Here is a 25792-nt window from a genome sequence, read left to right on the forward strand (position 1 = left end):
AACGTCAGCGCTGGCACATTTTCAATTAATGCTCACAACCGCTTCAGAATGATTTCCGAAGCCTTCTCCGCGATCATAATCACCGGTGAGTTCGTGTTGCCGGAGACAATCGTCGGCATGATAGAGGCGTCGACGATACGCAATCTATCGATCCCGTGCACGTTCAGCGTCGGATCCACCACCGCCAAAGTGTCATTCCCCATCTTGCATGTGCCGACTGGGTGAAAAATGGTCGTCGCGATGTCGCCCGCCCTGCGGATCAAATCCTCGTCGCTGTCGTGCTCCCGACCGGGAAGGATTTCCTGCGGCCGGAAGCGCGCGAGCACCTTCGTTTTCATAAGGCTGCGGGCGTGGCGGATGGACCGTGCCGCCAAAATCCGGTCGCCGGCGGTGGAGAGATAATTAGGGCGGATTTCTGGCGGCAGCGCCGCGTCGCGCGTCGTCACATGCACCGTGCCGCGGCTTTCGGGCCGGAGATTGCAGACGGACACCGTTACAGCCGGATAGCGATGGAGCGGTTCGCCAAGCCGATCGGTGCTGAGCGGTTGGACATGGTACTCGAGATCGGCCGTCGCGACGGCCGGATCACTCTTGGCAAAGATACCGAGCTGGCTCGGCGCCATGGAGAGCGGGCCGGACCGGCTGATGGCATATTGCAAACCCATGCCGACGCGGCTGAAGAGACTGTGATAGAGCTGGTTCAGTGTGCGCGCGCCTTCAATCTTGAAAACCGTGCGGATCTGAAGGTGGTCCTGAAGGTTTTCTCCGACACCCGGAAGGTCGTGGTGGACGGGAATGCCGTTGGCCGAGAGCACCTCCGGCCGGCCGACGCCGGACAACTCCAGGATCTTCGGAGAGTTGATCGCGCCAGCCGACAGCACGACTTCTCGGGATGCGCGAGCGAAACAGAGGCGGCCGCGATGCTGGAAGCGCACGCCGGTGACCGTCTTTCCGTTGAATTCAAGTCGTTCAGTTTCGGCGCCTGTGAGCAGGCGCAGATTCGTGCGTTTCATCGCCGGCCGCAGGAAGGCTTTTGTTGTGTTCCAGCGCACCCCGCCGCGCTGGTTGACCTCGAAATAACCCGAACCCTCGTTGACACCGTCGTTGAAGTCGCCGGTCTTCGGAATGCCGAGTTCTTCCGCCGCGTCGCGAAAGGCGTCGAGGATCGGCCAGGAGAGACGCTGGCGCTCGACGCGCCATTCGCCGCCGGCGCCGTGCGTGGCGGACTTGCCACGATAGTTATCTTCTGACTTCAAGAAGTAGGGCAGTACGTCGTCCCAGCCCCAGCCCACATTGCCGGCCTGCCGCCAGCCGTCGTAGTCGGCGGCTTGCCCGCGCATATAGATCATGCCGTTGATCGACGAGCAGCCCCCAAGCAGCTTGCCGCGCGGATAGTTCAGCGCGCGGCCGTTGAGGCCGGCTTCCGCGGCCGTCTTCATCATCCAGTCGGTACGCGGGTTGCCCATGCAATAGAGATAGCCAATCGGCACATGGACCCAATGGTAGCGATCCGAGCCGCCGGCTTCGAGCAGCAGGACCCGGTTCTTCGGATCGGCGGACAGCCGGTTTGCCAGGACGCATCCGGCCGAGCCGGCACCCACGACAATGAAATCGTAGCTGCCTTCGTCCACCGGCATTTCAGTGCTATGCATGGTCATGCCGCAGCTCCCGCCACCTGGCCTTTGGTTGCCGAAAGCCGCCGCCAGAGGGGGGTCATCGCTTCTGCAATATCCTTGTAGAGCGCATAGCGCCTGTTGTAGTGCGCCGTCAGCGCATCGTTCGGCTCGTAGTGCCGTTCGACCCGCACCATGGCATTCGCCCCTTCCGTGAAATCCGCAAAGAGGCCGACGCCCGTTCCCGCCGCAATCGCCGCGCCCAACGCGCCTGTTTCCCGCGAGACAGCGACGGAAACCGGCATACCCAGCAGGTCGGCGAATATCTGCGGCCAGAGGCGGCTGCGCGATCCGCCGCCCGACAGCACGGCCTCGTCGAAGATGGCGCCCGCCTTGCGGATCGTCTCGATGTGCTGACGATGCCCGAAGGCCACGCCTTCCAGAAGCGCGCGAACCAGGTGCCCCTTGCCATGCCAGCCCGCAACTCCATAAAAGCCCGCCCGCGCATGGCCGTCCTGCTGGGCACCGTAGAGATAGGGGTGATAGAGTGGATCGTCGGACGCAGGCTCGATCGCAGCCGCCAAAGCGCAGCAGGCGTCGAAGGGCGATACGCCATCCTGATGTTCCCCCTCGAAGAATTCCCGCACCAGCCATTCGAGATTGGCGGCCGAGGTCGCGCTGTTTTCCATCGCCATGTAACGGCTGCGGTCGAAGGTCGCGGACATGAAGACCGGCCCGTCGAGGGCGGGGCGATCGATGATCACCTGGTTGATGCTCCAGGTGCCTGCGATGATCGAGGCGCTGCCGGTGCGCGAGACGCCCGAGCCGAGTGCTGAGGCGACGACGTCGAACAACCCGCCGATGACTGGCGTGCCGGCTGCAAGCCCGGTTTGCGCTGCGACCTCTTCAGTCACGGTGCCAGCGATGTCGGCGCTTTCGATGAGCGGCGGCAGCAGGTCCATGCAGTCAGCCAGCCCATAGGCAGCCATCAGCGTCCGGTCGTACCGGCGGGCGGCGAGATCGAGAAGGCCGGCGCCGGACATGTCCGAGACCTCGCTGACGCGACGGCCGGTCAGACGGTTGACGACGAAATCCTTGCAGAAGAACACCGTGCCGATGCGCTCGAAGAGCTCCGGCCTGTGACGCTTCAGCCAAGCAAGAAGCGTTGGCGTCTGCGAGGGCCAGGGGCGCTGGCGGCCGATCGGATAGGTCCGGTCGCCCACGCCTTCCGCCGCCCATTCTTCGACGAGACCTATCGCCCGCGTGTCGAGCGACTGGATGGCGAGGAACGGTTCGCCGTTCCGGTCGAGCGCATAAAGCCCGTTGCCATGGCCGGCACAGCCGATTGCGGCGATATCGGTCGCCGCGATGCCCGCCTTGTCCAGACAGGTGCGGATGACGCGCTTGGCATGGGCCCAGAGCTCGCCGAGATCGCGCTCGACATGGCCGGGGTATGGCATGCGGCTGTGGCCCTCCTCCCCCGCATGCGCCAGTTCCTGGCCCGTCCGGTCGAAGATCACCGCCTTGATGACGGTGTTGCCGGCGTCGATCCCTAAAAGATAGTCTCCCATTCGCAACCCCTCCCAGGTTCGGTTGGTTACGCCTTCACCCCTGCTGATAGAGCGCGAAGGCGTCCTCGCTGCTCGCATCCTCGTGCACGATCGCCATGAGCCCGCGCACGACGGCGCTCGGATTGGCATGTTGGTAGATGTTGCGCCCATAGACCATGCCCACCGCGCCTTGCCGCATCAAGGCCGCGGACTTGGCGAACACGGCGCGCAGGTCTTCCTTGCCGCCGCCGCGCACCAGAACCGGGCAGCGCGCAGCCTCGACCACGCGGTGAAAATCTTCCGCATTCGTCGTCGGGTCCGCCTTGACTATGTCCGCGCCCATCTCGCGGGCAAGCCGCGTCAGCGTGACGATCTTGTCGGCATCGCCATCGACCATGTAGCCGCCGCGTTCGGTGACCGGCTGCATGACGAGCGGCTCGATCATCAGCGGCACGCCGTACTTTTCGCAGTCTGCCCGTACGCGAGAAATGTTCTGCACGCACTGGCGGAAGAGATCCGGCTCGTCCGGCAGCATGAAGAGGTTGACCACCACGCAGGCGGCATCCATCTGCAACGCGCCGATCAGCGGCTCCGCCTCGTTCTGCAACACCGCCCACATGTCGCGATGGCGGATCCGGTTATAGGGGTTGCCCATGTCGATGCGCATGACGAGCGCCGGCTTCTCCTTGCCGGCAATGTCCTGCAGCAGGTCGGCTTGGCCGTAGTTCATCTGGATCGCATCCGGCTTCGCATCGACCAGCGCGTTGACGATGGCCGGCATGTTCTCGAGTCCATCGAGGAAGGACGGTTCGTTGCACACGCCGTGATCGATCGCCACGTCCAGGCAACGGCCGTTGCCGAACAGCCGGTTCATCCGGATCTTGCGGTTGTCTCGCATGGTTCACTCCTTTGTTTGTTCCTTGCGGAAAGGGTTGCCTCCGCGACGCCGTGGCGCTCGCGCATGAGGGTGAGAAAACGGGTGCGCTCTTCGTCCTTGCGCTGTACTGGCCAGCCTTTCTCGTCGGCGAGGAGGTCGAGCGCGATCTCGGCCATGTCGAGGGAAAGCTCACCGGTGATGGCAAGTGTCGTGCGCCGGAGGAGCAGGTCGTCCAGATGCTCGACCGCCTCCGTGCGGATGAGATGCAGGAGCTCCCGGGCGCTGTAGCCGGCATGAGGCAAGAGGTTGTCCGGCCCCGCGGCGGTGAAGCGGGCGACGGCCTTCGCATCTGTGCCATAGCGCTCGAAAAGCGTTGCGGCGCGATCGAGGGAAAGGCCTGTCGATTCCGACAGGTCCCGAATCCAGCCGCTACGGTCTACCGGAAATGCCCGTCCGCCGCCGAAAGTGCGGTCCGCCGTGTCGAGGCGGCGGTTCCGGTCAAGCCGTTCCAACGCCATATCCGCGGCGAGTTCGCCGAAGGAGCGGAAGGTCGTCCACTTGCCGCCGATCATGCAGAGCACTGGCGGCCCGCCGTCGCGGCCTTCGAGAACGGTGCAGTAATGGTCACGCGGGATGCGGCCGGTGAAGCTGTCATTGCTTGCCGGCAGCGGGCGCACGCCTGCGAACTGGAAGACGATCTCTTCCGGGCGGATGCGGACACCCGGCAACACGAAGGCGAGCGATTGCAGGATATAGTCCCGCTCGTCGGCCTCGCAGCGCACCGTTCCGGGGTCGTCCACGCGGATATCCGTTGAGCCGACGAGCACCTTGCCGAGATAAGGAAAGAGGATGCAGATGCGCCCGTCCTCGTTCTCGTAATAGATCATGTGGCCATCGAGCATGTCGCGAAGCCCCGCATGGTCGATGATGAGGTGCGAGCCCTTCGTGCCGCCGATCAGCGGCGCGGGACGAGCTGCCTCAGGAAAGAGCGCGCCATTGGCGATGTCAATCCAGCCGCCGGTCGCGTTGACGACCAGTGACGGCTTGATTGCCAAGGTTTCGCCCGAAATCCCGTCGTGCAGCAGAAACGCCCCGGCCGGTGCATGCTCGATCGTCGCATAGTTCAAGGCGCCGGCGCTCGGGCCGGCCAAGAGCCCATCAAGCAGGAGCTCAATGCCGATGCGCTCCGGGTGACTGACCCAGGCATCATAATAGGTGGCGGAGTTGCGGATCGCCGGATTGAGCGCCGGCCATTTCGAAAGCGTGCTCCTGCGACCGCGAAACTGATGGCGCGGCATCAGGGCGCGCTTGCGCGTCAGGAAGTCGTAGATGCTCAGTCCAGCCTTGATGGCGACGCTGCCGCGGCGGCTCGGCCGACGGGTGAGCCCCAGGAAGCGCACGATGCCGTTTGCCAGCCCGGAAAAGATATCGAAGATCGGCACCATGGTCGGCAGCGGGGCGACATAGTGAGGGGCATTGCGCAGCAACCGGTCGCGCTCGACGAGCGATTCCTGCACGAGGTTGAACTCACCGTTTTCCAGGTAGCGCAGACCGCCATGCACCATGCGCGAGAGCCCGGCGCTGGCCCCGGAGCAATAGTCGCCCTTTTCCACGATGAGCACGTTGACGCCCTGCAGCGCCAGCTCGCGGAACACGCTGAGACCGTTGATGCCGCCGCCAAGGACGCACACGTCCACCTTCGGGCTTCGGCGAAGCCCGTCCAATGTCTGTTCGCGGTTCATCATGACAATCCGTTATCCGTCCATGTTGGCCAGCTTCGCCGATAGGGCGGCGTCGATGGCCGCGAGATCTTGCGGAGACAGTCGAAGCGTGCCGGCCCGGGCATTGTCGAGTGACTGTGCCGGGTTACGCGCGCCGCAAAGGGCAAAAGTCACACCTGGCTGCGCCAGTGTCCAGGCGATCACCGTCTGGGCGATGCTCGCATCGTGACGCTCCGCGACGGGCCGGATCGCGTCGGAGAAATCGCGGGCCTTCTGCCGGTTGGCGACGGAAAAGCGCGGATTGTCCTTGCGCTGATCGTCGCCGGAAAAGATCCGGTCCGGCCCGATGCTGCCCGAAAGTAGCCCGAGCGCCAACGAGGAATAGCTGAGCGTCGATACGCCGTTTGCAACGCTGAGCGGCAAAAGGTCCGCCTCGATCTCTCGATCGATCATGCTGTACCGCTCCTGGATCGCGTCAAGCGAGCCAGTGGCTATGTACTGCTCAAGCGCGGACCGTTTGACATTGCTGGCGCCGATGGCGCGGATCTTGCCGGCCCGCTGCAGTTCCTCCAGCGCCGCGACGGTCTCCTCGACCGGCGTCGTCACGTCCTGCCAATGGGTGATGTAGAGGTCGATATAATCCGTGCCGAGCCGGCGCAGGCTGTCCTCCACTTCATGGACGATCGAATCCCCGCCGAGATAGCGGTGAACCGGCTTACCGTCCTGGTCGAAGAAGTGATTGCCCTTATGCGTGTGCCAGACGAGGCCACATTTCGTGGCGATCACTGCCTTGTCACGCCGGCCGGCAAGCGCCTTGCCGACAATTTCCTCTGAGCGGCCGAGCCCGTAGGCGGGCGCCGTATCGATCAGGGTTACGCCGGCTTCGAGCGAGGCCTGAATGGCGGCGATGGATTGCGCCTCGTCGGTTCCTCCCCACATCCAACCGCCGATCGCCCAGGTGCCGAGCCCAACGGCCGACGCCTTGACGCCGGAGCGCCCGATCTCGCGGATCAGTTGTTCGCCGCTCATGCCGAAACCCCTTCCTTGGATGCAATTTCAAGAATGCGTGCCCCGGTCGCCTCGTCGGTGACAAGCGTGTCGAGATGGTTGCCGCGCAGGACGCTGAGGATCGGGCCCGCCTTGTTCGGGCCGCTGGCGACGCCGATCTTCATCGGGATCGAGGCGAATTCCGCCAGGGTGAGCGACACCAGCGAACGATTGAGGCTGTAGTCGCAGACCCGGCCCTGGTCATCGAGCAGATGGGCAAGCAATTCGCAGCTTGCGCCCGAGCGCTCGATCGCCACGCGATCAGTACTCGAGGAGGGATGCAGGTCGTAATAGCTGGAGTCGTCCGTTAGGATCGAGCCGATGCCGACCACCGCCACCTTCGCCTCGCGCGCACGTTTGAAGACGTCGGCGACAGAGCGCATGTTGATCAGCATCGCCCGCTGCTCGGCATCGTCGGCGAAGAGGGGCGCGTGGATCTGGTAGGAATGACCCCCGAGCCGGTCGGCCATCAGGGTCGAAACATGGTTGACGTCGGTATAGTGCTTGCCCTGGACGCAGCCCGTTGCCGGAATGACCTCGACATCAAAACGGCGCGGCGGCTGCAGACCGGCGACGACGGCGCTCACCCCTTTGCCGCCAGTGATGCAGATTGTGTCGCCGTCGCCGAGCTCCTCCATCAGTAGGCGCGCCGCCGCCTCCCCGACTGCCTGGAGCGCGGTCTGCGGATTGTCGGAGACGGTCGGGACCACGATCGCGCGGCTGATGCCGCCGAGTGCCAGAAGCCGCTCCTCCATGTCGACCAGCGGCTCGACCGGGGACTTGATCTTGATCTCGACGAGGCCGAGCTGACGGCCGCGTTTGATGAGGCGGTTGACGGTGGCTTGCGAGATGCCGAGCTGGCCGGCGATCTGTGCCTGCGTCAGGCCCTCCATAAAGTGAAGGACGAGCGCCTGGTGCATCTGGCGGGCGATGACAATCTCCTCGCGCGGTACTGTCGTCTTGGCTTTCAATTTCGCAATTGGCATGTCAGGCAGCTTTCTGCTTGTGCAGGAAATGGTCGATCGAAACGGCAGCGAGCAGAATGCACCCCTTGATCATGTCCTGCCAATAGACTGAAACATCGAGCAGGATCAGAGAGCTGGTGACGACAGATAGAAGCGCGATGCCGAGGATGGCGCCGAGTATCGTGCCGGAGCCGCCGTTGAGCGAGGCGCCGCCGATCACCGCCGCAGCGATGATGTTGAGTTCCATGCCAACGCCGAAGGTGGGGGTCGCCGCGCCGAAGCGGGACATGTAGATGACGCCTGCGACACCGGCGAGCGTGGAGCAGAGCACCGTCACCCAGAATTTCACCTGATTGGTCTTGATGCCGGAGTAGAGCGCGGCCTTCTCGTTGCTGCCCGTATAGAAGACTTTGCGGAAGGCGGTGGCCCGGCGCAGCAGGAAATCGAACAGGATGACGACGGCGACGAAGATCAAGATGACGTAGGGTACGCCGTAAAACGTGCCCTGCCCCACCGCCTTGAAGCCCGCCGGCAGCGTGAAGAGCGAGAGCGGCGTGCCCTTTGTGATAATGAGGCAAAGGCCTCGCACGATCACCATTGCCGCAAGCGAGGTGATGAAGTGGTTGAGACCCACGACCGTCACAAAGAAGCCCATTATGCCACCGATCGTGCTGCTCGCGAGGATGCCGATGAGCGAGGCCGTCCACGGGTCGAGCCCGGCGAGGAAGAGCGAGCCCGAGAGCACCATCGCGAAGCAGACCACGGAGCCGACCGCGAGGTCGATGCCGCCGACGATGAGCAGGATCGTCATGCCCACGACAACGATGCCTTCAACGGAAAAGCTCATCAGCATGGCGCGGAAATTGCCAAGCGTCAGGAAGTGCGGCGAGGCAAAGCTCATGATCACGCAGAGCGCGAGGATGATCGCGATCAGCCCCGCCTCGCGCATTGTGCCGATGCGTTTGAAGGATGCTGTCTTCGGTGCGCCTGTCGCCAACGTGTCGATTGCCATTCCCGTCTCTCCCACTTTGTCCTCACGCGGCATGGCTCGCCGCCTTTGCCGTGCCCACCCCCGAAGCGAGGCGAATCACGGCCTCCTCCGTCATCTCGTCGACGCCGAGCTCGCCGGCGATGCGCCCCTCCCGGACGACAAGCACGCGGTCACATAGCCCGAGGAGCTCCGGCATTTCCGAAGAGATAACGATGATGCCGATGCCCGACCGCGCAAGCTCGCGTAGTAGGCGGTGAATTTCGGTTTTCGCGCCGACATCGATGCCGCGCGTCGGTTCGTCCATCAGGATGACCTTTGGCTTCACCGCAAGTTGCTTGGCGAGCGCAACCTTCTGCTGGTTGCCGCCGGAGAGCGATTTGACCGGCGCCTCAATGCCGCCCATGCGCACCCCAAGCCGGCGCGCCAAATTCTCTGCCAGTGCGGCTTCCGCGCGACGGTTGAGCAGACCGATCGGATTGGTCAGCGACTTAAGGTCCAGTACGGAGATGTTCTGTGCGATGGACATCTCTAAAAACACGCCCGACCCCTTGCGGTCCTCGGAGAGATAGACGATGCCGGCCTTCACGGCATCGGAATAGGCGCGGATCGACTGCGCCTTGCCATGCAGGCGAACCGTGCCCGCCGAGCGCGATTTGAGCCCGCAGATGCCTTCGGCGATTTCCGTGCGGCCGGAGCCGATGAGGCCGCCGATCCCGAGGATCTCGCCCTTGCGCAGGTCGAAGCTCACATCATGGAACCGCTCGCCGTCACCGATATTGTCGGCCTCGAGGATCGCCTCCCCGGACGCGTCGTCCGCACGGAGCTTGTCCGGATAGAGCTGCGTGATCTCGCGCCCCACCATGCGGCGCACCACGTCGTCTGGCGTGATGTCGGCGATGTGGTCGGTACACACGTAGCGGCCGTCGCGGAACACGGTAACCCGGTCGCACAGGCTGAAAATCTCCGCCATGCGATGGCTGATATAGATGATCGAAATGCCCTTCGCCTTAAGGTCGCGGATGATTGCAAAAAGCTGCCGCGTCTCGGTTTCGGTCAGCGCCGCGGTAGGCTCGTCCAGGATCAGTACGCGGCAGTCGAGCGTCAGAGCCTTGGCGATCTCGACGAGTTGCTGGCTGGAAATCGGCAGGTCCGCGACCTTGCGGCGGACGTCGATCGCGGCGAGATGATCCATGACGGCCTGTGCATCGCGCTCCAGCGCGCGATAGTTCATGAAGGGAGCACGGCGGCGGTTGGTCGCCGCCATGAACATGTTTTCGGCCACGGTCGCATCCGGGCAGAGGGCGATTTCCTGATGCACGAGCCCGATGCCGAGCGATTGGGCGGCGGCAGGGGAGGATATGCGCACGACCTTGCCGTCTACGCGAATTTCGCCTTCGCTCGGCTGCAGCACGCCGGCGATAATGTTCATCAGCGTCGATTTGCCGGCGCCGTTCTCGCCGCAGAGCGCATGGACTTCGCCGCGCTCCAGCGTGAAATCGACGTCGGTCAACGCCTTCACCGCCCCGAAATGCTTGGTCACGCCATGAATGCTGAGCACCGGCTCTGCCATCGTCTTCTCCCTCTCCATCACGACCATCCGCACTCAAGGGTGCGGATGGCGATCTTCAGAAGCTTATTCCTCGATACCCTTCGTGCCGCGGCTCTTCAGGTACTTGTCCCAGTAGAAGTCGTCGGCGTTTTTCGCCGTCACAATAGACAGGCCGTTATCGACGACCGGGATGCTCATTGGGTTGAATCCGGAGCGCTTGGCGTCGTTCATCGGGTCGATCAGTTCCGGATGCTCGGCGAACCACAGCAGCATGAAGCCCATATAGCCCTGCATGCCCTGGTTCGGATTGATCGAGCCGAAGACTTCACCGGCCTTGATCATGTCGAGGATGTTGGCGTTGACATCTGCGCACATGACGAGGACCTTGCCGCCGCTTTCCTTGTTTGCCTGTGCGGCGCCGATCGCCGAGTTCGCTTCGGGCATGAAGACCGCGCCGAGGTTCGGATTGGCCTGGATAAGGCTCGAAAGCCCCTGATAAGCCTTGGTCGGGTCCTGGTTGGAAGCAGCGCGGCCGACGAGCTTCATGTCCGGCCACTTCTCTTCCATACGGGCTATGAAGGCGGCGATACGCTTGTCGTGGTTGTCCTGGCCCGGATTTTCGAGAACCGCATACTCACCCTTGCCGCCCATCTTCTCGGCGATCGCGTCGGCGGCATAGGTGCCCTCGCGGGTGTTGTCCGAGGTGATGAAGGAGACGCGCTTGGAAAGCGGCGAATCGGCCGCAAACGTGACGACCGCCGTACCTTGGTCGATCGCGCGGTTGATTGGCTCGATGAAGGGATCGGAATTCATCGGATGAACGAGAATGCCGGCCGGGTTCTGTGCCAACACCTGGTCGAAGGTGGCGATCTGCTTGTTGACGTCATATTCCGGCGTGCCGGTATATTCCGTCTCACAGCCGAGCTGCTGGCCGGCCTGCTTGAACATTTCATAGACGGGGAACCAGTATTCCACGCCCGACACCATGACGTTCATGACGTATTTTTCGCCCGGCTTGCAGCGGAACGGGTTTTCCGTTTCGGCGGCCGCGGAACCGGCAAAGAGCGTCGACGCAAGGACCGCCATCGCGGTCGTGCTGAAAAAAGTGCGCAAGTGTCCTCCTCGGGGCCAAAGCCCCTCCCAAAAAAGCCCGAAGGGCGCCAGACCGGCGCCGGTGATCGCAGTGATGACCGGATTTCCTCCTCGAAGTCCGGTAGGGGTAGCTAAACGCAATGCGCCGCGCCTGTCAATATAATTCATCTCGTGAATTATAATTCACATACGCTACCATCGCTACGTGGTGCTCAAGCAGAGCCCAGAAACGAAAAAGCCTGCCGCGGGAGGAGGTGCGGCAGGCTTTCTCAAAAAAACCGAACAGCGACTGGGAGGAGGAGTGCCGCCATTCCTACAGACGTCCCTTGGGAGGAGGAGTGGGCCGCCTGAAACACGAAGCTCTGCGGGAGGAGATGCAATTGCTTCGTTGAGAGAGATCATACGCGATCGCTCGGCGGTTGATAGGCTTTATGTTGCACTGCAGCTATGCAAGAAACACAAGCCACCAGGCTCGCGACCGGCAAAAGCCCTAGAGAATATGGTAACATGAAAATTGACGCGAAAACGCCCGCATGAGCGGGCGTCGGCAGTGTCGGCGAGCTTGGAGCAGCGCTATTAGCGAGCGATCGATGCCCGGGCGATGCTACGAATATCGGCGCGGTCGATGCCGAGATCCTGCAATTCACGGCTGGACATCCGGCCAAGTTCGGAAACGGTCTGGCGGAACTTGCGCCAGTTGTTGAAAGAGCGTGCCACGTTCATGATAAATCCCCTTTCCCGAGGGCTGTCTGACGTCAGCAACCGTGCTTGGGCTCTGGCGTCGTTTCGATGATTGGAATATAGGTGTTTCAATCGTTTTAAAACAGCAACAATCCGTCACCGCAGCTATGCGTCTGCCGCATATGGTCCGGAGTTCTTGCGGCAATCGCCATTGGCTCGCTCTTTAAGCAGACGCCTGAATGGCATCTAACCGCCGATCTTAAAAGCCGCATCCTGCAAACGCCTCATTGGACGCGATCAGGAACTTTGTCCGGACCACCTCGGGAGTATCCGCATCGGCCGGTAAAATACTGAGGAACCGACACCCCTCCCCGCCAGTTCTCCTTTTATGAAAGGAAAACTCAATGGCAAATGAACTCGAAGCCGGCTTCACCGGATCGCCAGTTGAAAAACCTGAGGGCATCCGGAAAGTCGCATCTGACACGGCCTCCGCAATCAAGCGGGAGGCCAACGCTGTCGCAGTCGGCGTGACAGACCATCCGCAGGCCGCAAGCTCACTCATCCTCGGTATTGGAGCGGCAGCCTTCGGCATTGGCTACCTGCTGGGCAGGTCGTCCGTCTCCACCAGAAATCGGTATTGGAGGTAATGACATGGCAGGAGAGCAAAATGACGCTCGATCGCAGAGTATTGATGAATATGGAGGACGGCATGGCTCCATCCACGAAGACGAAGTGCGGAGACGAGCTCATGCCATTTGGGAGCGAGAAGGACGACCTGAGGGTCGTCAGGAAGATCACTGGATCCAGGCGAAGGGGGAGATCGAACGGGAGGCCGGGGAAATCGAAGGCGACGACCTTCCAAGTTTGGACGCCCTGAGAGAAGCCGCACGCGAACATACCGACGCGTTCCTGGTTGCAACCGACCTTGAAGATGCCGATCAGCGCGAGGCCGCGCCCGGCACCCGTGAGCAACCCTGATCATGGCAAAAGGAACGAGAAGATGACGAAGACCGTGACAACAATTGCGGCCGCCTGCGGCATCCTGCTTTCACTCTCCGCCTGCGGTAACACGATCCGCGGCATGGGTTCGTGACACCGCCAGTACAGTCAACGCCAAATAGAACGCCGGAAATCGCGTGGGCAACGCGGCCGCCAACTCGATCCGCCGGGAAGAACAGTTGCCGGCCATTCGGGTCGACGTCGTACCTGCCACAGCAAGCACGCTACTTCAAACAATGAGCATACAAAGCGCAAGCGCCCATGCGCGGAGCCAGTTCGAGCTCATGTGGGCCGGTAAGGGCAGCCGCAGGGGTTTAGCGAGCGCCACGTGGAAAGGCGGAAACCGGGATCGACTGCGTCCGGCAAGCTGTTCGGCTGGAGGCACTGAGATGCCCCCTCACATCACCATCTGTACCAACGACCGTGCAATATCGACGAATGTCCTCGCACGAGTAATCGGATCTTACTTGTTCCGGGCAACACCCAATCCGATCCTTAGAACCGATGCTCCTGACCGTCTTCAGCTCGAAGGACCGGTTCGGCAGCCCTCGGTCCATTCCGACGCAAAGCCGATGCCAAGATCAGCGACACCAGCGGACAGGATGCCGTCAGCACGCCAGTTAGACGGTGTTGGTCGTGCCGGCCACTGCCGGCGGCAGCCTTGAGCTCGTCTCCAGTGATTTCCCAAAGCAGCAAGTATGTCTCTTTGCCTCGCCGCGATGCGGCGAGGCAGCAGTGTCAAGAGCCCCTACTGCATAACCGCGGCGAACTGCATCCACTTGGCGATCGAGTCGATCGGTGCGTTGTCCGGCATCTTGAGAGGGCTCTGATCGGGCGTGAACCCGCGCGAAAGGGCCGAGTCGGGATCGGCAAGCAGCACGCCCACGAATGTCAATGCCACGAGACAGCTCCCAACTTCGCCCAATCGGTTTCCACCTGCAGCCTCGGCTTCGGCAAGAATATAGAACCACAGGGGTGTGCGTTCGTGGAAGCGCGACGCGGTGCTGGCGAGGAAGTTCTGCAAATCGGGCTTCGTGGCAAACAGGGCTGAGACATCTTGGATCGGCGAGGACTCCACTGCGCCGATTTGTTTGAGATGCTTGTGTAGCGCCTGGCCCGTCGGAAGCCTGAGATTGTAGCCTCGACGAAGGTTCCTCCTTGCCAGGTTCTTGAACAACGCCTTGAGCTGTTGATCGCCCTGGTCTTCGCCTTCCTTGAACATCGTATGCAATGGCGGAGCGAGTTCCGTGTCGATCTTTCTGGCAAGACGGGCCGGCTCGCCGTCGCTCCCGTCGTGGGGATCGACCCCTGTAAAGCGCGCCCAGTCGATTATCCAGTTCTTGGGCAGCTTCTTCTCGTCATCCAGCCTGCCGCCGCCGCCGGTGAATTCGAAAAGTAACCGCAAGGTGGCGCGCGGTAGAAAACCAGTGCCCGGTCGCCCAAAGTTCTTGTTGTAATCATAGAAGGCTCTGACCATGGAATGACCGAACCGATAAGCCGCCGCGGAGAATTCCAACGGCAAAGCATTTCCAAGTCGGGTATTCTGCCTTCGGGCATCGAATTCGGCTCTGAACTTGAAGAAATGAGATGCCCGATCGTTGACGACGCGGTCCACCACAACCGGGTCGCACACGCCCTTGAGATATCCATCAACGATCAGCCACTGATAATGGAGTCTGGTTAGAGCCTGCGCTGAGCTGAAATCGGCGATCCAGCCCGTGTCGTGCGACGCAAGGTAGTCGATGGCCTTGTTGTGGAACCGAAGAAAGCTCAGATGGAACTGCGCAACGACGAGATTTTCGTCGTTGCGATTATCCCCGATTATCGCGCGCTGGGGCAACGTATCGGAGAATTTCTGAAACGCCTCAGGGTTCATCGCCGCCTGAGCCAGACGTAAAGCCGCTTCCCGGACAGACGACTGGACCTGGCCATACCGAGGCAGGTCTCGATGTTGGTCGAGCATGTCGGGCAAAGGCCCCGGTTCGATCGCTGTTCCGACACGCATTTTGTCTTTCAGCGTGGGGTGGCGAAGACCAGAAATCACTTTGACAACGTCTGCATCTATACCGTCACCGACGGCAGATCCGCCGTAGACACTATCAAGATCGAAGCGGGGCGAACGGGCGTTCCTGAACTGGCTCTCCACTGTCGACGAGGCGACAGGCGGATGTGCGTTGACCATGCTCGAAATCGCCCCTTCGCGATCAGTTCGGGCTGTCAGCTCATGATCCAGGAATTGCCCCCAATATGTGAAAACCGGCGGGAGCGTAGAATCTTCAGTCGGGTCCTCACTCGTCGGCGTAGCGACAACGTCGATCAACATTGCGCCCAGTTCATCGAGTTCCCCCACCGTCTCCGCCGTGCTGGGCAAGTAATTCTCGGGCGCATCCAGTGGCGGTACGAAATAGCCGAAGTCCGCCTCTTCGTCGACCGCGACGTCACCTGTCGCTGGCGGCCCGGCGCGAAGGCTTGAGATAGAAACGGTGCGCTTTTGCTCTGTACCCCCGTGTGATTGAAAAACGATTGCCATTGGCAACACCCTCCGTTTTCCAGCCCGCGGGATAATTCGTACAGCCAGAAGGCGAAGTCAATTAATCATATAGGGCTATTATTCGCCTTAAAGTTGGTAAACACAGTGTAAACTGGCGCACGTGGTGTTTGGATTCCGAGCACTTGTCAACGCGGCCATAATTGTCGTGAGCGCTAGCCCCTTAGGACACTCGGTCAACGCCAGCGCCGCAGTTCGTATACCTTGCACGTCGATCGCCAGAAACAACGCCGCCCACTTTCGAGGCGGCGCTCAGGCATCGCTTGCCGTGAGCCAAGCACTCGTCAAAAGCGGAAAGACCGGCCAAAATCCGCGACCGAGCAAGGGTGGCGCTCATTACCGCCAGTCGCACGGTTTTTTCGACCGACCGAAATGCCATACGCTTCACTTAGGAGCGGCCGGACCTTGATTGACGAATTCCACCACGACTCCTGGCTTGACCATTCCGGCCAGCTCTTCGGCGTCCCAGTTCGTCAGACGCACGCAACCGTGCGATCCAACCTTGTCGATGAGTTTTGGTTCAGGCGTCCCATGTATTCCATAAGTCGGCTCGGTCAGGTCGATCCAGACGCTGCCGACCGGACCGTTCGGCCCCTTTGGTATCGTCAAAACCTTGTTATTCTTCCCCTGCCTGAAGTTGAGCCTTGGGTCGTACCTGTACGCTGGCATCCTCGCGACGCCTTTCACCTTGTGCTTGCCCGACGGGGCCGGATTGTCTTCGCTTCCGATCGTCGCAGGATAGACTGCAAGCAGCGATCCGCTTTCGGCATAGGCCAGGATCTGCCCTGTCTTCTTGTTGGCCTCGATCCTCTCGACCTTTCCTTCTTTCGGAGGGCCGGGCGTCACGACCCAAACCGTGTCACCAGGAGCGAACCGCGAAGAGGGATTAAGCGCTTGCATAAGGCCGACGTCCATGTGAAACCGCTCGGAAAGCTTCTCGGCAACACTGGTGTATCCAAGGCTCTGCATCTTCGCCTTCTCGTCGTAATCTTCAGGGATCTTGTCGACGAGGCCCGTGGCATCCTCTGCCGAGACGACGTAGCTCTCAACGATGGGCGAATTGCCTTCCAAGCGGGCGACCACCTCCGGATCCGGCTTACCATCGACAACAAGGCTGTTCATCATCTCGAACCCGGCCACGGCTTTGCGGACATTCTCGCCGTAGAAGCCGTCGATCACACCTGGAGACGAGCCCGCGCGGTCGAGCAGGACCTGAAGACGCACGACCGCTGGATCTGGATCGGTAGGCGCCTTAGTCGGCCTTTCTGCAACGATGGAAGCAATCGAAGCGGCATCGATGGCTTCGCGCCGAAGTTCCTGCGCGCCAACACCACCAACGGTGAAGACCAGAGCGAGCAGCGACATCGGCAGGGCTGTTTTCATGGACAACAAATGGCCGATACCGGCAACTTGTTCCACAACGCTGCAGGGCCTGGTGCCTTGATAATGCTAAGAAAGCTGCCGAGCGGCATTGACTATCGATGGCTGTCTAGCTGCATGCAGGTTGTGAGGCCTGGAAAAGCGAGCGCTGGCAGTTCTCGCATTTCGAAACCCAAGGTCGGCTGGTAGCTATTTCTATGAACGAAGCTCAGCCGCGGCGGTGTGCCGCTCGACATCGATACTTCCTTCCTCCGCTTTATGAAAAAAACGAGGAAAAGACGAGCCAGCCCCTCAGCGGTCTGAGAGGAGGACGCATGCGAGTAGGGAATTGGTAACGTGACAACACATGCAGCCAAAGGGGCGGATCCGATGCAAGCTGGAACCAGAGGGCAAAGCTAGTGCCGGGACCGCTACGAGAATCATGGAGGAATAAGCTGGTCCATCCGCCGGGTCGGGGAAGGAATAGTCGACCCCACACATCGCATTGGGGAGCAAGCTTTTAGCTCCCGAACAGGTGGCCTTGCCGCCGTTTCTGGGGCATCTTCCCTTGAAGCCAGTCAAATGGATTGGAGGTCGGCTGATGGTCGCCATCATGTTTCATCGCGTCTCAACTCTGCATAAGCGCAGATGTTCCGCCACTGCACATGCATGCGGTCCGGCACCGGCAGATCGACCGCGCTATTCGCATCTTGCGTCTCGATGGAACCGACGCCGCGCCTATCCCCGCAGCAGGTTTTCCACGATCAGGAAGCCGGTTTTACAAACCCGCAGGCGGGATAGGTCGTTTGCGGCACGGGCGAAGTCGCCAAAACTTGAGCGAGCTTGGTTGCTGGTCAATCTAATATGGGAGGTTTTGACGGAAGCGCAGGTTCTGTCTTGTGAGCTGATCGACGGATGCGCACCCCATAAGCGTCATATCGCGCGCGATTTCGCTACGCATCAAATCCAGCGCGCGTTCGACGCCCGCTTGCCCCGCGGCGGCGAGCGGAAACAGGTAGTATCGACCTAGGCCGACAGCTTTCGCGCCCAATGACAATGCTTTGAGCACATGGGTGCCACGCTGAACGCCGCCATCCATCATCACGTCGATCTTGTGGCCGACCGCGTCGACGATTTCGGCGAGTTGGTCGAATGCGCTACGCGAGCCGTCCAGCTGGCGGCCGCCATGGTTGGAGATCACGATGCCGGTACATCCTATCTCGGCTGCTCGCTGAGCATCCTGAACCGACATGATGCCTTTCAAGCAGAACTGTCCATCCCAATGCTGTACCATTTCGGCGACATCGGCCCATGAGATCGCAGGATCCAGCATTTCCGTGAAATAGCGGCTGATCGACATGGCGCCGCCGCTCATGTCGACGTGGCTGTCGAGTTGCGGCAGACGAAAACGTTCATGCATGAGATAGTTGATGGCCCAAGCCGGCCTGACCGCGAACTGGGTGAGGCCGGCGAGGTTCAGTTTAAACGGAATCGAAAAGCCCGTGCGCTTGTCGCGTTCGCGATTGCCGCCGGTGATGCTGTCGACGGTCAGCATCATCACGTTTACACCGGCCTGCTTGGAGCGTGCCATCATTTCCCGGTTCAGGCCACGGTCCTTGTGGAAATAGAACTGATAGACTTGCGGCCCGTCGCTGATTTGACGTGCTTCTTCTAAACTGATAGTTCCCAGTGACGACACCCCGAACATAGTGCCGTATTTGGCTACTGCTGCCGCCACCGCCCTCTCGCCTTGATGATGAAACAGCCGCTGCAGCGCCGTCGGCGAGCAATAGACTGGCATTGCTAGTCTTTGGCCCATGATCGTCACCGACATGTCTACATCGCTCACGCCGCGCAATACGTTAGGCACCAGGTCGCAGTCACCGAAGGATGTCGTATTGCGACGATAGGTGACTTCGTCGTCAGCCGCACCGTCGATATAATTGAAGATGGGCCCGGGGAGGCGCCGCTTGGCCAATTGGCGGAAATCATGGAAATTGTGGCAGTTCTTCACATTCATATTCTAGCTCTGATATCTTGAATTACACTGACGACCGAGCTCTGATTTTCGCCCATTCAATCGTCGTCGGGATGTCTCGGTTCCATCCTCCACTAAGCCCAGGACGTTACATTGCCCTAGAGTTCGCCCTTGTGTCTCGATGAAGGGGTAGAGGGTGCCGCGTTCGATGGCAAGTTCCTGCAAAGATCGGAAACGGGATATGTCGCGTTGTGACATGGCGGCCTGGACAAGTCGTCCCTGTGCTTTGGATACCTACGGGGGAAAGATAAGTCACCTATATTTGCGTCCGACGTTGTAGGTTGTAGACCGACAATCGTAGGTTCTCCGATGACTACACCTCCGGTGCTGCCTACCAACTCATCTTCCGCAAGCCTTTTCGTCAGTTCTTGCGTGCAGGCAGAGATGTGCGATTAAAGCGCTTTCACTGAAGAGTGCGCTTTACGTGATCGCGCGGGGCTGTCTGCCCGAAATTCCCGGGAGTTGAAGCACCGTTTGGATAGAAGGAAGACGGTAGCAGACTTATCAGTATCCGCAAATGTCCGCGCAAGCCGCGCTCCCGTAGTAGTCACGGTAATGCTCAGAGAACGTCGCCTCTGGTGGTGCCGGAGGATCACGGGGGGCGTCGGCAATTACTTGATCCAGCGACTGCACGACAAGGTAATGCAACATATCGGGTTCTGGCTCACCCGCCAGCTTTGCAGCGATCTTGCCGGAAGAGAAAGGGCGCTCCACGACTTCATGTCGGAGCGCCCGTAGCATGCGGTCGACGACGTTTGCGGCGGAGGTCGACAGCAGGCACCGACAGGATGAAGAGATTCGGAACGGATAGGCAACATGGGATCGGATCTGGGGACCATATCATGCGCTGACTGATTGCGTTATCCACCGATTATCCACAGCTTGTCCACAGCAATGGCGACGACGACCGCAGCAACTTCAATGACATTTGCGTGACGGTAATCACAACACACAATTGCTATGTGACTGTTGGATGACACTATGCATTTGTTTGTCGGCTTCGATACAAACCGAGGCCCCGCTGAGATAGACTCAGCCTCTCTCTTGAGCGCGTGGCGGCGAACGCTCGGAGGCGGAGGGCGGTGGGCAAACATGAGGGCCTACCGCCTTCTTTTTGACGACGGCCCCTCGCCTGGATCCGCCCAGCTCACAGGGCGAGCCTGACAATTCCATATGGATTGAACTTGAACTCGTCCACGTCGTAAGTTGAATCAAAGGAAAGGGTTGCATGGCGTATCTTAAGTGTCGGCTCGAGCCCCCGCTTCGCGATCTCGTCAGCGACCGCATCCATCGTGGCGACAGCCTGCCTTTCAGAGCCAACCGGTTCCGGCACATACACTTCCGGAAGCCCCACGAGATGAAAACCGACACTCTCAAAATATCCCCGAGCTGATAGCGGGCGTTTCGCAAAAGCCAGGCGTCCGACCCGCTGTTGAGCCAAAAGGTCGCCGGCCTTGAGCGCTTCGGCTCCTTGGCGTATCAGTTCTCTCCATCGATCAAGCCCATGGGCGACGCCAGCGCTTTCTCCCTTTACGGCAACCGCCCCCGCGTCGATCAACCGTCCGACAAGGCGCAGGGCTGCCATCGAAACCTTCACCGTCTCCACCTGGGTCATGCTCGGCCCAAGGACATAGAGCACGGATTGGTGATTGGCGACGCCTTCCTCGTCTGCCGCGTTCCACGCTCTAGGTTCGACCCGATCCCAGCACACGGCGAATGACTGCTCCATACGATCATCCGGCTCGGCCTGAGAATAGTCCTCGTCGACGCTGAACCCCGTGGCGAAGTCGCGGATGGCCTGCGATGCCGCACCGGACAAAGGCGTCAGGTCGCGCTCCTTGCCGAGAAAACAGAGAACATGCCGGGGCGTTACTGACGATCCTTTCGCCTCGGTTTGCGTCGTTGTTTCCCCGTCAGACGAATCTCGACCGAATTCCTGCGCCAACGAAGGTTTCCAGCCGATCATGGTCCACATCGATCCCAAAAGCACGCGACGCATAAGATTCAAGGTATATGCCTCCTGATCGGTCGTACACTCATCACAGCCTCGGCTTTGTAAACTTAGGAAACCTGCGACACAAACGCGGCTTTACAGCATTCGCTCATACAGATTCACCCGCCAGGGTCTGCTTAAGGCGATGGATATGCCTGGCACCAATGCCGCAACAACCGCCGATTATTGTTGCACCGGCCTCCGCCCAAGAGCAGGCAAAGCGCGAATAGCCATCATCGTTCAGATCGTTGCGGGTAGTATGGAGGCCTTCATTCGCGCCGGAATCATTTTGCTCCCCTTCGAAGGCATTGGCATAGACACCGATCTCTACCGTGGAGCCCCGAGTCTTAAATGCACGGGATGCTGTTTCAACCGCCGCCCGCATGACTTCTGGCTTGCTGCAGTTGAACAAGAGCGCCTGCGCGCCAGACGAGGCTGCCCAATTCGCCGCATCGTCGACCCGCTCGCCGGAACGCAGCTTCGGTTCACCTCCTTTTACTTGTACCTCGTCATCGGCCAGCGTGAATGAGATCCAGAACGGCTTCCCGTTTGCGGCGACTGCAGTGCGCACAGCCTCGCCCTCGGCGATCAGGCTGAGGGTTTCCCCGAGCCACAGGTCCACAAAGGGGCTGAGCTGTTCAACTAGCACCTTGAGATAGTCCTGGACCCGCAAAGGATCAAAGTTCTGGGGTTCGTAGGACCCGAAGATATTGGAGACGAGCGTGAGAGCGAGATAGAGAAGCGCAGATGCGAGGAAGAAGATGAAATAATGCTTGGTGCTCGCGCCAGCCAGGCGAGTGGCGAGCGCCAGTTCCTGATAGCCGACGACGGCAACCAGCGCGCTGTCCTTGGTGACCGACATCCACAGATTGGCAAGGCCCGGCAGGGCATTTGGCAATAATGCCGGCAGGATGACTCGGCGGAAACGCAGCATCGGCCCCATGCCGAAGGCTTTCGCCGCGTCGATCTGACCAACGGGGATGGCGAGGATCGCGCCGCGCAGCACTTCCGTCATATAGGCACCCTGCACGAAGCCGAGCACGGCGACGGCGACGACGAAGCCGTTCACTTCGATCGCAGGCAGATTGAGCCCGGCCAAAAGCCGGTTGAGGCCGTCCATTCCCGCATAATAGAGCCCGACGATCAAAATCAGTTCCGGAATGGCGCGGATAGCTGTCGTATAGACATTGAGCAGCAAGCCGAGCGGCCTGTTGCCGGAAAGCTTGCCAAGCGCGCCTCCCGTCCCGAGCAGAATGCCGATCAGGAAAGCGCCGGCGGAGATGGCAATCGTGGAGGCGGCACCGACAAGCAGGGTTCCACCCCATCCGGGCGGATAGGGGGAAAGCAGGTCTAATATGCCTCGTGGTTCGGTTGCCATCGTCCGGCCGGATCCGGGATCGAGGTCAGTTCGTACCGTAGATGTCGAAGGCGAAATATTTCTTGGTGATTTCACCGTACTTGCCGCTGGCGCGCACGGCGGCGATCGCAGTATTCAGCTTTGCCTTGAGCTCGGAATCTTCCTTTCGCAGGCCGCCGGAAACGCCGGCTCCGAGAATCTCCTCGTCGTCGGCGACGTCACCCATCTTGACGCAGCAATCCTTGCCGGCGTCGCTTTTCAGGAATGCATCAAGGGCAAGGGAATCCCCGAACACATAGTCGATGCGGCCGGCGGCAAGATCCTGGAATGCCTCATCCAGGGTCTGATAGGTCTTCTCGTCAGCGACATCAGCGAAATACTTCTTGTAGTATTCCGATTGAATGGTTGAGACCTGAATGCCGAGAGTCTTGTCCTTCACGTCATCGGCCGTCGCGCCCGGCTTCTGGTCTTTTGGGCCGATCAAGGTGCTCGGCGTGTTGTAATACTTGTCGGTGAAGTCGATGACCTTCGAGCGCTCTGCAGTGTTTGACATCGACGACCAGATGACGTCGAACTTCTTGCTCTGCAGCGCCGGAATGAGCCCATCCCAGGAGACCTCGACAACTGAGCATTTCTCCTTCATCTGCTCGCACACGGCGTTCATCAGGTCGATTTCCCAGCCCTGCCACTCACCGGAGGCATCCTTGGCGAAAAAGGGAGGATACGATTCGTTCATGACGCCAAAACGGACTTCAGCCTGAGCCGTGATGGCAGAAATGGCAAACGTGGCGCCGGCGAGCAGCAGGGGGAGCAGTTTCATTCGTGGATTTCTCCTGTTTGGGGGTATCTGTGACCAAGCAGCGGATCAATGATGGGCGAGCATGCCGGTAAATTCCCGGCAGCGGGCACTGAGTGGGGCGTCGAAGATCTGCCGAGGCGATCCCTCCTCCTCGATCAGGCCCTGATGCAGGAAGAGAACGTGGCTTGAGACGTCGCGGGCAAAGCGCATCTCATGGGTGACAATCAGCATTGTGCGGCCCTCCTCGGCGAGCTCGCGGATCACCTTGAGCACCTCTCCGACCAGCTCGGGATCGAGCGCCGAGGTCGGCTCGTCGAACAGCATGACGGCCGGATCGACACAAAGCGCCCGGGCAATGGCCGCCCGTTGCTGCTGGCCGCCGGAAAGAAAGGCGGGGTACGCGTCGCGCTTGTCGTAGAGCCCAACCTTATTGAGGAGAGCGTCCGCCTTCTCGATGGCCTCGCGGCGAGCATATCCCATGACCTGGACCGGTGCTTCGATGACGTTCTCAAGAACCGTTCGATGTGCCCAGAGATTGAAGTTCTGGAAAACCATGCCGAGGCCGGTCCGCAGCCGCTCGATCTGCCGCCAGTTCACCGGCTGCATCTGCCCGCTGCGGCTGTGTTTCAAAGCGATTTCCTCGCCGTTCACGACAATGCGGCCCCGATCCGGTATCTCCAGCAAATTGATGCAGCGCAGGAATGTACTCTTCCCGGAGCCCGACGAACCGATGATCGAAATCACGTCGCCTTTACGGGCCGTTGTCGAAATGCCCTTGAGGACTTCATGTGGGCCATAGCTCTTGTGAAGATCATCCACACGAAGTGCCTGGATAGACGGTTTTGTCATGCGCGGTACCGGTTCAAATAATGTTTGGAGAATATCGCGGATAGCTGCGGTTTTTGCGCGCAAATTCTGATTGTTTTGCATTTATTATGCAGAAATCTGTTTCTAATGCGTTTAATATGACAGAACACCGGTGTCGCCGGGTAATTTCGCCGTCGGAAGCGGAGGGAGCAGCATGGAAAGATTGGATGGCTTTGATCGCGATATTCTCGACATCATTCAGCGCAATTGTCAGCTGACGGCGGAAACCATCGCCGAAAATGTCGGGCTTTCGACCTCGGCGGTGCAGAGGCGGCTGAAACGCCTGCGCGAGGACGGCATCATCAAGGCAGAAGTAGCCGTCGTCGATCGCAAGGCGACGGGCACACCGATGGTGTTCATCGCCGGATTGGAGATCGAGCGTGACAACTACGATGCGCTAGCGAAGTTCCGCCTTTGGGCGGAAAAGCAGGATCACATCCAGCAAGTTTACTACGTTACCGGAGCGGTGGACTTGATCACCATTATCACGGCCCGCGACGTCGAACATTATGACGACATCGCGGCGCTGATCATGAAAGAAAACCCGCAGATCCGGCGCATGCACACGAATGTAGTGCTGAGGGACGTCAAGTTAGGCCTATTGGTTCCGCTGAGCGCTGGCGAGGATCCCAGCAGATGAGTGCGGACAATACTCTTTTCGTCCGCTATTACGCAGCAGAGATTCCTTACTGCATTGCCGCGTCGAGTTTCTCTTTCCACCCACCGCTTTCCAGTTGCTTGCGCATGAAAGCGTCCACCGCCGCCTTTAAGGCGGGGTCTTCGCGCAGCAGATAGGCATTCTGGAAATGCGTGAACGGCTCTTTGACGGCGACCGGGCACAAGACGCTGGCATGCAGCTTGGACTGCAGGTCCACCTCCACGCCGTCCGTGACCATCACATCGGCCCTGCCCGACGCAATCTGGTCAAAAATTGTCTTGTTGTCGGGAAACACCTCGATCGACGCCTCGTCGAAATGCTCGTGGGCGAACTTGTCGTTGGTCCCGCCCGGATTGACGATCACCCGCACGGAGGGTCGGTCGATCGCATCAAGCGTGGTGTATTTTTCCTTGTCCTCGCAGCGGGCAATCGGTCGCTTTCCGTCGGTCACATTGGGCACCGAGAAGTCGCCCACTTCGTCACGAGCGGCGTTTACGGTAATGCCGCCGAGTGCGATGTCGAACTTGCCGGCCTTGAAATCGTCCAACATTGTTTTCCAGGTCGTGGTAACGAAGTCCGCCTTGACCCCGAGATCGGCGGCAAGATCCTTGGCCATGGCGATGTCGGCACCCGTGAGGGTGCCATCAGCAGCTTTGTAGCTGAAGGGCTTGTAGTCGCCCGTCGTGCCGATCTTGATCACGCCAGCCTTCTTGATTTCCGATAGAGCGTCGTCCGCCGCGAAGGTCAGTGCCGATGTCAGGCTCCACGCCACCACCAACGTGGCCGCAAAACAGGTTCGCTTCATGGTTCCTCTCTATAAACGTTGTTCGGTTGTTGCAGCGGGATTGCCGGCTAGTCGCGCGAGATTACTGACGCAGCCAGGGTTTGTCACTCCCTGCGTCCACGAGCTGGCGCGACCAACAGCTGCAGTTTCACTGAGATATTGCGGCGGAAAAGTCCGCTTTGCCACCAACAACCAACAATTCTTCGCCTGGAAAGGAGAAGCGCGGTGCAGCGAGCATTTATAGGGCTACTGCCTTCCTGGTCACTGCTCCGATCGGTTGAGCGCATGCGAAGATGGCTTCCCG

General features: G+C 60.2%; 21 protein-coding genes and 2 pseudogenes. 4 read left to right on the forward strand and 19 right to left on the reverse strand.

The window, feature by feature from the left end; translation table 11 throughout:
- Positions 1-32 precede the first annotated feature (32 nt).
- The 10 genes from ISN39_RS29775 to ISN39_RS29820 all read right to left on the reverse strand — a co-directional run bounded on the left by ISN39_RS29775 (position 33) and on the right by ISN39_RS29820 (position 12128).
- A complete protein-coding gene (locus ISN39_RS29775; RefSeq protein WP_194731540.1) occupies positions 33-1658 on the reverse strand; it encodes a GMC family oxidoreductase in 1626 nt (541 codons plus the stop codon).
- Positions 1655-3184: an FGGY-family carbohydrate kinase gene (locus ISN39_RS29780; RefSeq protein ID WP_194731541.1), complete on the reverse strand. Its 1530-nt coding sequence runs from the start codon at positions 3182-3184 to the stop codon at positions 1655-1657. Before ISN39_RS29780 ends, ISN39_RS29775 begins: the two co-directional genes overlap by 4 nt.
- A 34-nt stretch (positions 3185-3218) precedes the next feature.
- On the reverse strand, positions 3219-4037 hold the full coding sequence (locus ISN39_RS29785; RefSeq protein WP_246763468.1) for a class I fructose-bisphosphate aldolase: 819 nt from the start codon (positions 4035-4037) through the stop codon (positions 3219-3221).
- On the reverse strand, positions 4034-5782 hold the full coding sequence (locus tag ISN39_RS29790; protein ID WP_194731978.1) for a glycerol-3-phosphate dehydrogenase/oxidase: 1749 nt from the start codon (positions 5780-5782) through the stop codon (positions 4034-4036). The genes ISN39_RS29785 and ISN39_RS29790 overlap by 4 nt, the downstream gene beginning before the upstream one ends.
- Positions 5783-5794: 12 nt before the next feature.
- On the reverse strand, positions 5795-6790 hold the full coding sequence (locus ISN39_RS29795; RefSeq protein ID WP_194731543.1) for an aldo/keto reductase: 996 nt from the start codon (positions 6788-6790) through the stop codon (positions 5795-5797).
- Positions 6787-7794 carry a sugar-binding transcriptional regulator gene (locus ISN39_RS29800; protein ID WP_194731544.1) on the reverse strand — a complete coding sequence of 336 codons (1008 nt, stop codon included), beginning with the start codon at positions 7792-7794 and terminating at the stop codon, positions 6787-6789. Before ISN39_RS29800 ends, ISN39_RS29795 begins: the two co-directional genes overlap by 4 nt.
- Position 7795: 1 nt before the next feature.
- Positions 7796-8785: an ABC transporter permease gene (locus ISN39_RS29805; RefSeq protein WP_183923502.1), complete on the reverse strand. Its 990-nt coding sequence runs from the start codon at positions 8783-8785 to the stop codon at positions 7796-7798.
- Between the two features lie 22 nt (positions 8786-8807).
- Positions 8808-10334: a sugar ABC transporter ATP-binding protein gene (locus ISN39_RS29810; RefSeq protein ID WP_194731545.1), complete on the reverse strand. Its 1527-nt coding sequence runs from the start codon at positions 10332-10334 to the stop codon at positions 8808-8810.
- Positions 10335-10397: 63 nt separating this feature from the next.
- The gene (locus ISN39_RS29815) at positions 10398-11426 is read right to left on the reverse strand and encodes a substrate-binding domain-containing protein (protein WP_194731546.1); all 1029 of its coding nucleotides are present in this window, start codon (positions 11424-11426) and stop codon (positions 10398-10400) included.
- A 555-nt stretch (positions 11427-11981) separates the two neighbouring features.
- Positions 11982-12128, reverse strand: a complete 147-nt coding sequence (locus tag ISN39_RS29820; protein WP_074071407.1) for a DUF1127 domain-containing protein — start codon at positions 12126-12128, stop codon at positions 11982-11984.
- A gap of 362 nt (positions 12129-12490) precedes the next feature.
- Between ISN39_RS29820 and ISN39_RS29825 the strand changes: the two genes are divergently transcribed.
- The 3 genes and pseudogenes from ISN39_RS29825 to ISN39_RS29835 all read left to right on the forward strand — a co-directional run bounded on the left by ISN39_RS29825 (position 12491) and on the right by ISN39_RS29835 (position 13207).
- Positions 12491-12733 carry a hypothetical protein gene (locus ISN39_RS29825; protein ID WP_040114960.1) on the forward strand — a complete coding sequence of 81 codons (243 nt, stop codon included), beginning with the start codon at positions 12491-12493 and terminating at the stop codon, positions 12731-12733.
- A 4-nt stretch (positions 12734-12737) separates the two neighbouring features.
- The gene (locus ISN39_RS29830; protein ID WP_083635933.1) at positions 12738-13064 is read left to right on the forward strand and encodes a DUF2934 domain-containing protein; all 327 of its coding nucleotides are present in this window, start codon (positions 12738-12740) and stop codon (positions 13062-13064) included.
- Positions 13065-13086: 22 nt separating this feature from the next.
- A pseudogene (locus ISN39_RS29835) lies at positions 13087-13207 on the forward strand (entericidin).
- A 344-nt stretch (positions 13208-13551) separates the two neighbouring features.
- Here ISN39_RS29835 and ISN39_RS36915 read toward each other — a convergent pair.
- The 8 genes and pseudogenes from ISN39_RS36915 to ISN39_RS29870 all read right to left on the reverse strand — a co-directional run.
- Positions 13552-13689, reverse strand: a pseudogene (locus ISN39_RS36915) (transcriptional regulator); the annotation flags it as partial.
- A 144-nt stretch (positions 13690-13833) separates the two neighbouring features.
- A complete protein-coding gene (locus tag ISN39_RS29840) occupies positions 13834-15615 on the reverse strand; it encodes a heme peroxidase family protein (RefSeq protein WP_194731547.1) in 1782 nt (593 codons plus the stop codon).
- Between the two features lie 402 nt (positions 15616-16017).
- Entirely contained in the window at positions 16018-17016 is a 999-nt protein-coding gene (locus ISN39_RS29845; protein WP_194731548.1) for a L,D-transpeptidase, read from the reverse strand.
- Between the two features lie 835 nt (positions 17017-17851).
- Positions 17852-19012: an alpha-hydroxy acid oxidase gene (locus ISN39_RS29850; protein ID WP_074071402.1), complete on the reverse strand. Its 1161-nt coding sequence runs from the start codon at positions 19010-19012 to the stop codon at positions 17852-17854.
- 1165 nt (positions 19013-20177) lie between these two features.
- A complete protein-coding gene (locus ISN39_RS29855; RefSeq protein ID WP_194731549.1) occupies positions 20178-21038 on the reverse strand; it encodes a hypothetical protein in 861 nt (286 codons plus the stop codon).
- A 94-nt stretch (positions 21039-21132) separates the two neighbouring features.
- A complete protein-coding gene (locus ISN39_RS36920; RefSeq protein ID WP_246763469.1) occupies positions 21133-22401 on the reverse strand; it encodes an ABC transporter permease subunit in 1269 nt (422 codons plus the stop codon).
- A gap of 25 nt (positions 22402-22426) precedes the next feature.
- Complete coding sequence (locus tag ISN39_RS29865) at positions 22427-23200, reverse strand: transporter substrate-binding domain-containing protein (RefSeq protein ID WP_194731550.1); 774 nt, start codon at positions 23198-23200, stop codon at positions 22427-22429.
- A 45-nt stretch (positions 23201-23245) separates the two neighbouring features.
- Positions 23246-24028 carry an ATP-binding cassette domain-containing protein gene (locus ISN39_RS29870; protein WP_194731551.1) on the reverse strand — a complete coding sequence of 261 codons (783 nt, stop codon included), beginning with the start codon at positions 24026-24028 and terminating at the stop codon, positions 23246-23248.
- 172 nt (positions 24029-24200) lie between these two features.
- On the opposite strand from ISN39_RS29870, the gene ISN39_RS29875 reads away from it, so the two are divergent.
- Positions 24201-24686 (forward strand): Lrp/AsnC family transcriptional regulator, encoded by a 486-nt coding sequence (locus ISN39_RS29875; protein WP_194731552.1) that lies wholly within the window; start codon positions 24201-24203, stop codon positions 24684-24686.
- A 46-nt stretch (positions 24687-24732) separates the two neighbouring features.
- Here ISN39_RS29875 and ISN39_RS29880 read toward each other — a convergent pair whose 3' ends face one another.
- Positions 24733-25509, reverse strand: coding sequence for a transporter substrate-binding domain-containing protein (locus ISN39_RS29880; protein ID WP_194731553.1), 777 nt, complete (start codon positions 25507-25509; stop codon positions 24733-24735).
- Positions 25510-25792 lie beyond the last annotated feature (283 nt).

Origin of the sequence: Rhizobium sp. 007 (assembly GCF_015353075.1) — a bacterium.
Taxonomy (GTDB): Bacteria; Pseudomonadota; Alphaproteobacteria; order Rhizobiales; family Rhizobiaceae; genus Rhizobium.

Excerpts from the sequence above, each read along its gene's own strand:
- ISN39_RS29850 (WP_074071402.1), bottom strand. The coding sequence starts at position 19,012 with ATGAATGTGAAGAACTGCCACAATTTCCATGATTTCCGCCAATTGGCC.
- ISN39_RS29830 (WP_083635933.1), top strand. The coding sequence starts at position 12,738 with ATGGCAGGAGAGCAAAATGACGCTCGATCGCAGAGTATTGATGAATAT.
- ISN39_RS29795 (WP_194731543.1), bottom strand. The coding sequence starts at position 6,790 with ATGAGCGGCGAACAACTGATCCGCGAGATCGGGCGCTCCGGCGTCAAG.
- ISN39_RS29845 (WP_194731548.1), bottom strand. The coding sequence starts at position 17,016 with ATGAAAACAGCCCTGCCGATGTCGCTGCTCGCTCTGGTCTTCACCGTT.
- ISN39_RS29800 (WP_194731544.1), bottom strand. The coding sequence starts at position 7,794 with ATGCCAATTGCGAAATTGAAAGCCAAGACGACAGTACCGCGCGAGGAG.
- ISN39_RS36920 (WP_246763469.1), bottom strand. The coding sequence starts at position 22,401 with ATGGCAACCGAACCACGAGGCATATTAGACCTGCTTTCCCCCTATCCG.
- ISN39_RS29865 (WP_194731550.1), bottom strand. The coding sequence starts at position 23,200 with ATGAAACTGCTCCCCCTGCTGCTCGCCGGCGCCACGTTTGCCATTTCT.
- ISN39_RS29825 (WP_040114960.1), top strand. The coding sequence starts at position 12,491 with ATGGCAAATGAACTCGAAGCCGGCTTCACCGGATCGCCAGTTGAAAAA.
- ISN39_RS29870 (WP_194731551.1), bottom strand. The coding sequence starts at position 24,028 with ATGACAAAACCGTCTATCCAGGCACTTCGTGTGGATGATCTTCACAAG.
- ISN39_RS29805 (WP_183923502.1), bottom strand. The coding sequence starts at position 8,785 with ATGGCAATCGACACGTTGGCGACAGGCGCACCGAAGACAGCATCCTTC.
- ISN39_RS29780 (WP_194731541.1), bottom strand. The coding sequence starts at position 3,184 with ATGGGAGACTATCTTTTAGGGATCGACGCCGGCAACACCGTCATCAAG.
- ISN39_RS29790 (WP_194731978.1), bottom strand. The coding sequence starts at position 5,782 with ATGAACCGCGAACAGACATTGGACGGGCTTCGCCGAAGCCCGAAGGTG.
- ISN39_RS29875 (WP_194731552.1), top strand. The coding sequence starts at position 24,201 with ATGGAAAGATTGGATGGCTTTGATCGCGATATTCTCGACATCATTCAG.
- ISN39_RS29785 (WP_246763468.1), bottom strand. The coding sequence starts at position 4,037 with ATGAACCGGCTGTTCGGCAACGGCCGTTGCCTGGACGTGGCGATCGAT.
- ISN39_RS29840 (WP_194731547.1), bottom strand. The coding sequence starts at position 15,615 with ATGGCAATCGTTTTTCAATCACACGGGGGTACAGAGCAAAAGCGCACC.
- ISN39_RS29820 (WP_074071407.1), bottom strand. The coding sequence starts at position 12,128 with ATGAACGTGGCACGCTCTTTCAACAACTGGCGCAAGTTCCGCCAGACC.
- ISN39_RS29810 (WP_194731545.1), bottom strand. The coding sequence starts at position 10,334 with ATGGCAGAGCCGGTGCTCAGCATTCATGGCGTGACCAAGCATTTCGGG.
- ISN39_RS29880 (WP_194731553.1), bottom strand. The coding sequence starts at position 25,509 with ATGAAGCGAACCTGTTTTGCGGCCACGTTGGTGGTGGCGTGGAGCCTG.
- ISN39_RS29775 (WP_194731540.1), bottom strand. The coding sequence starts at position 1,658 with ATGACCATGCATAGCACTGAAATGCCGGTGGACGAAGGCAGCTACGAT.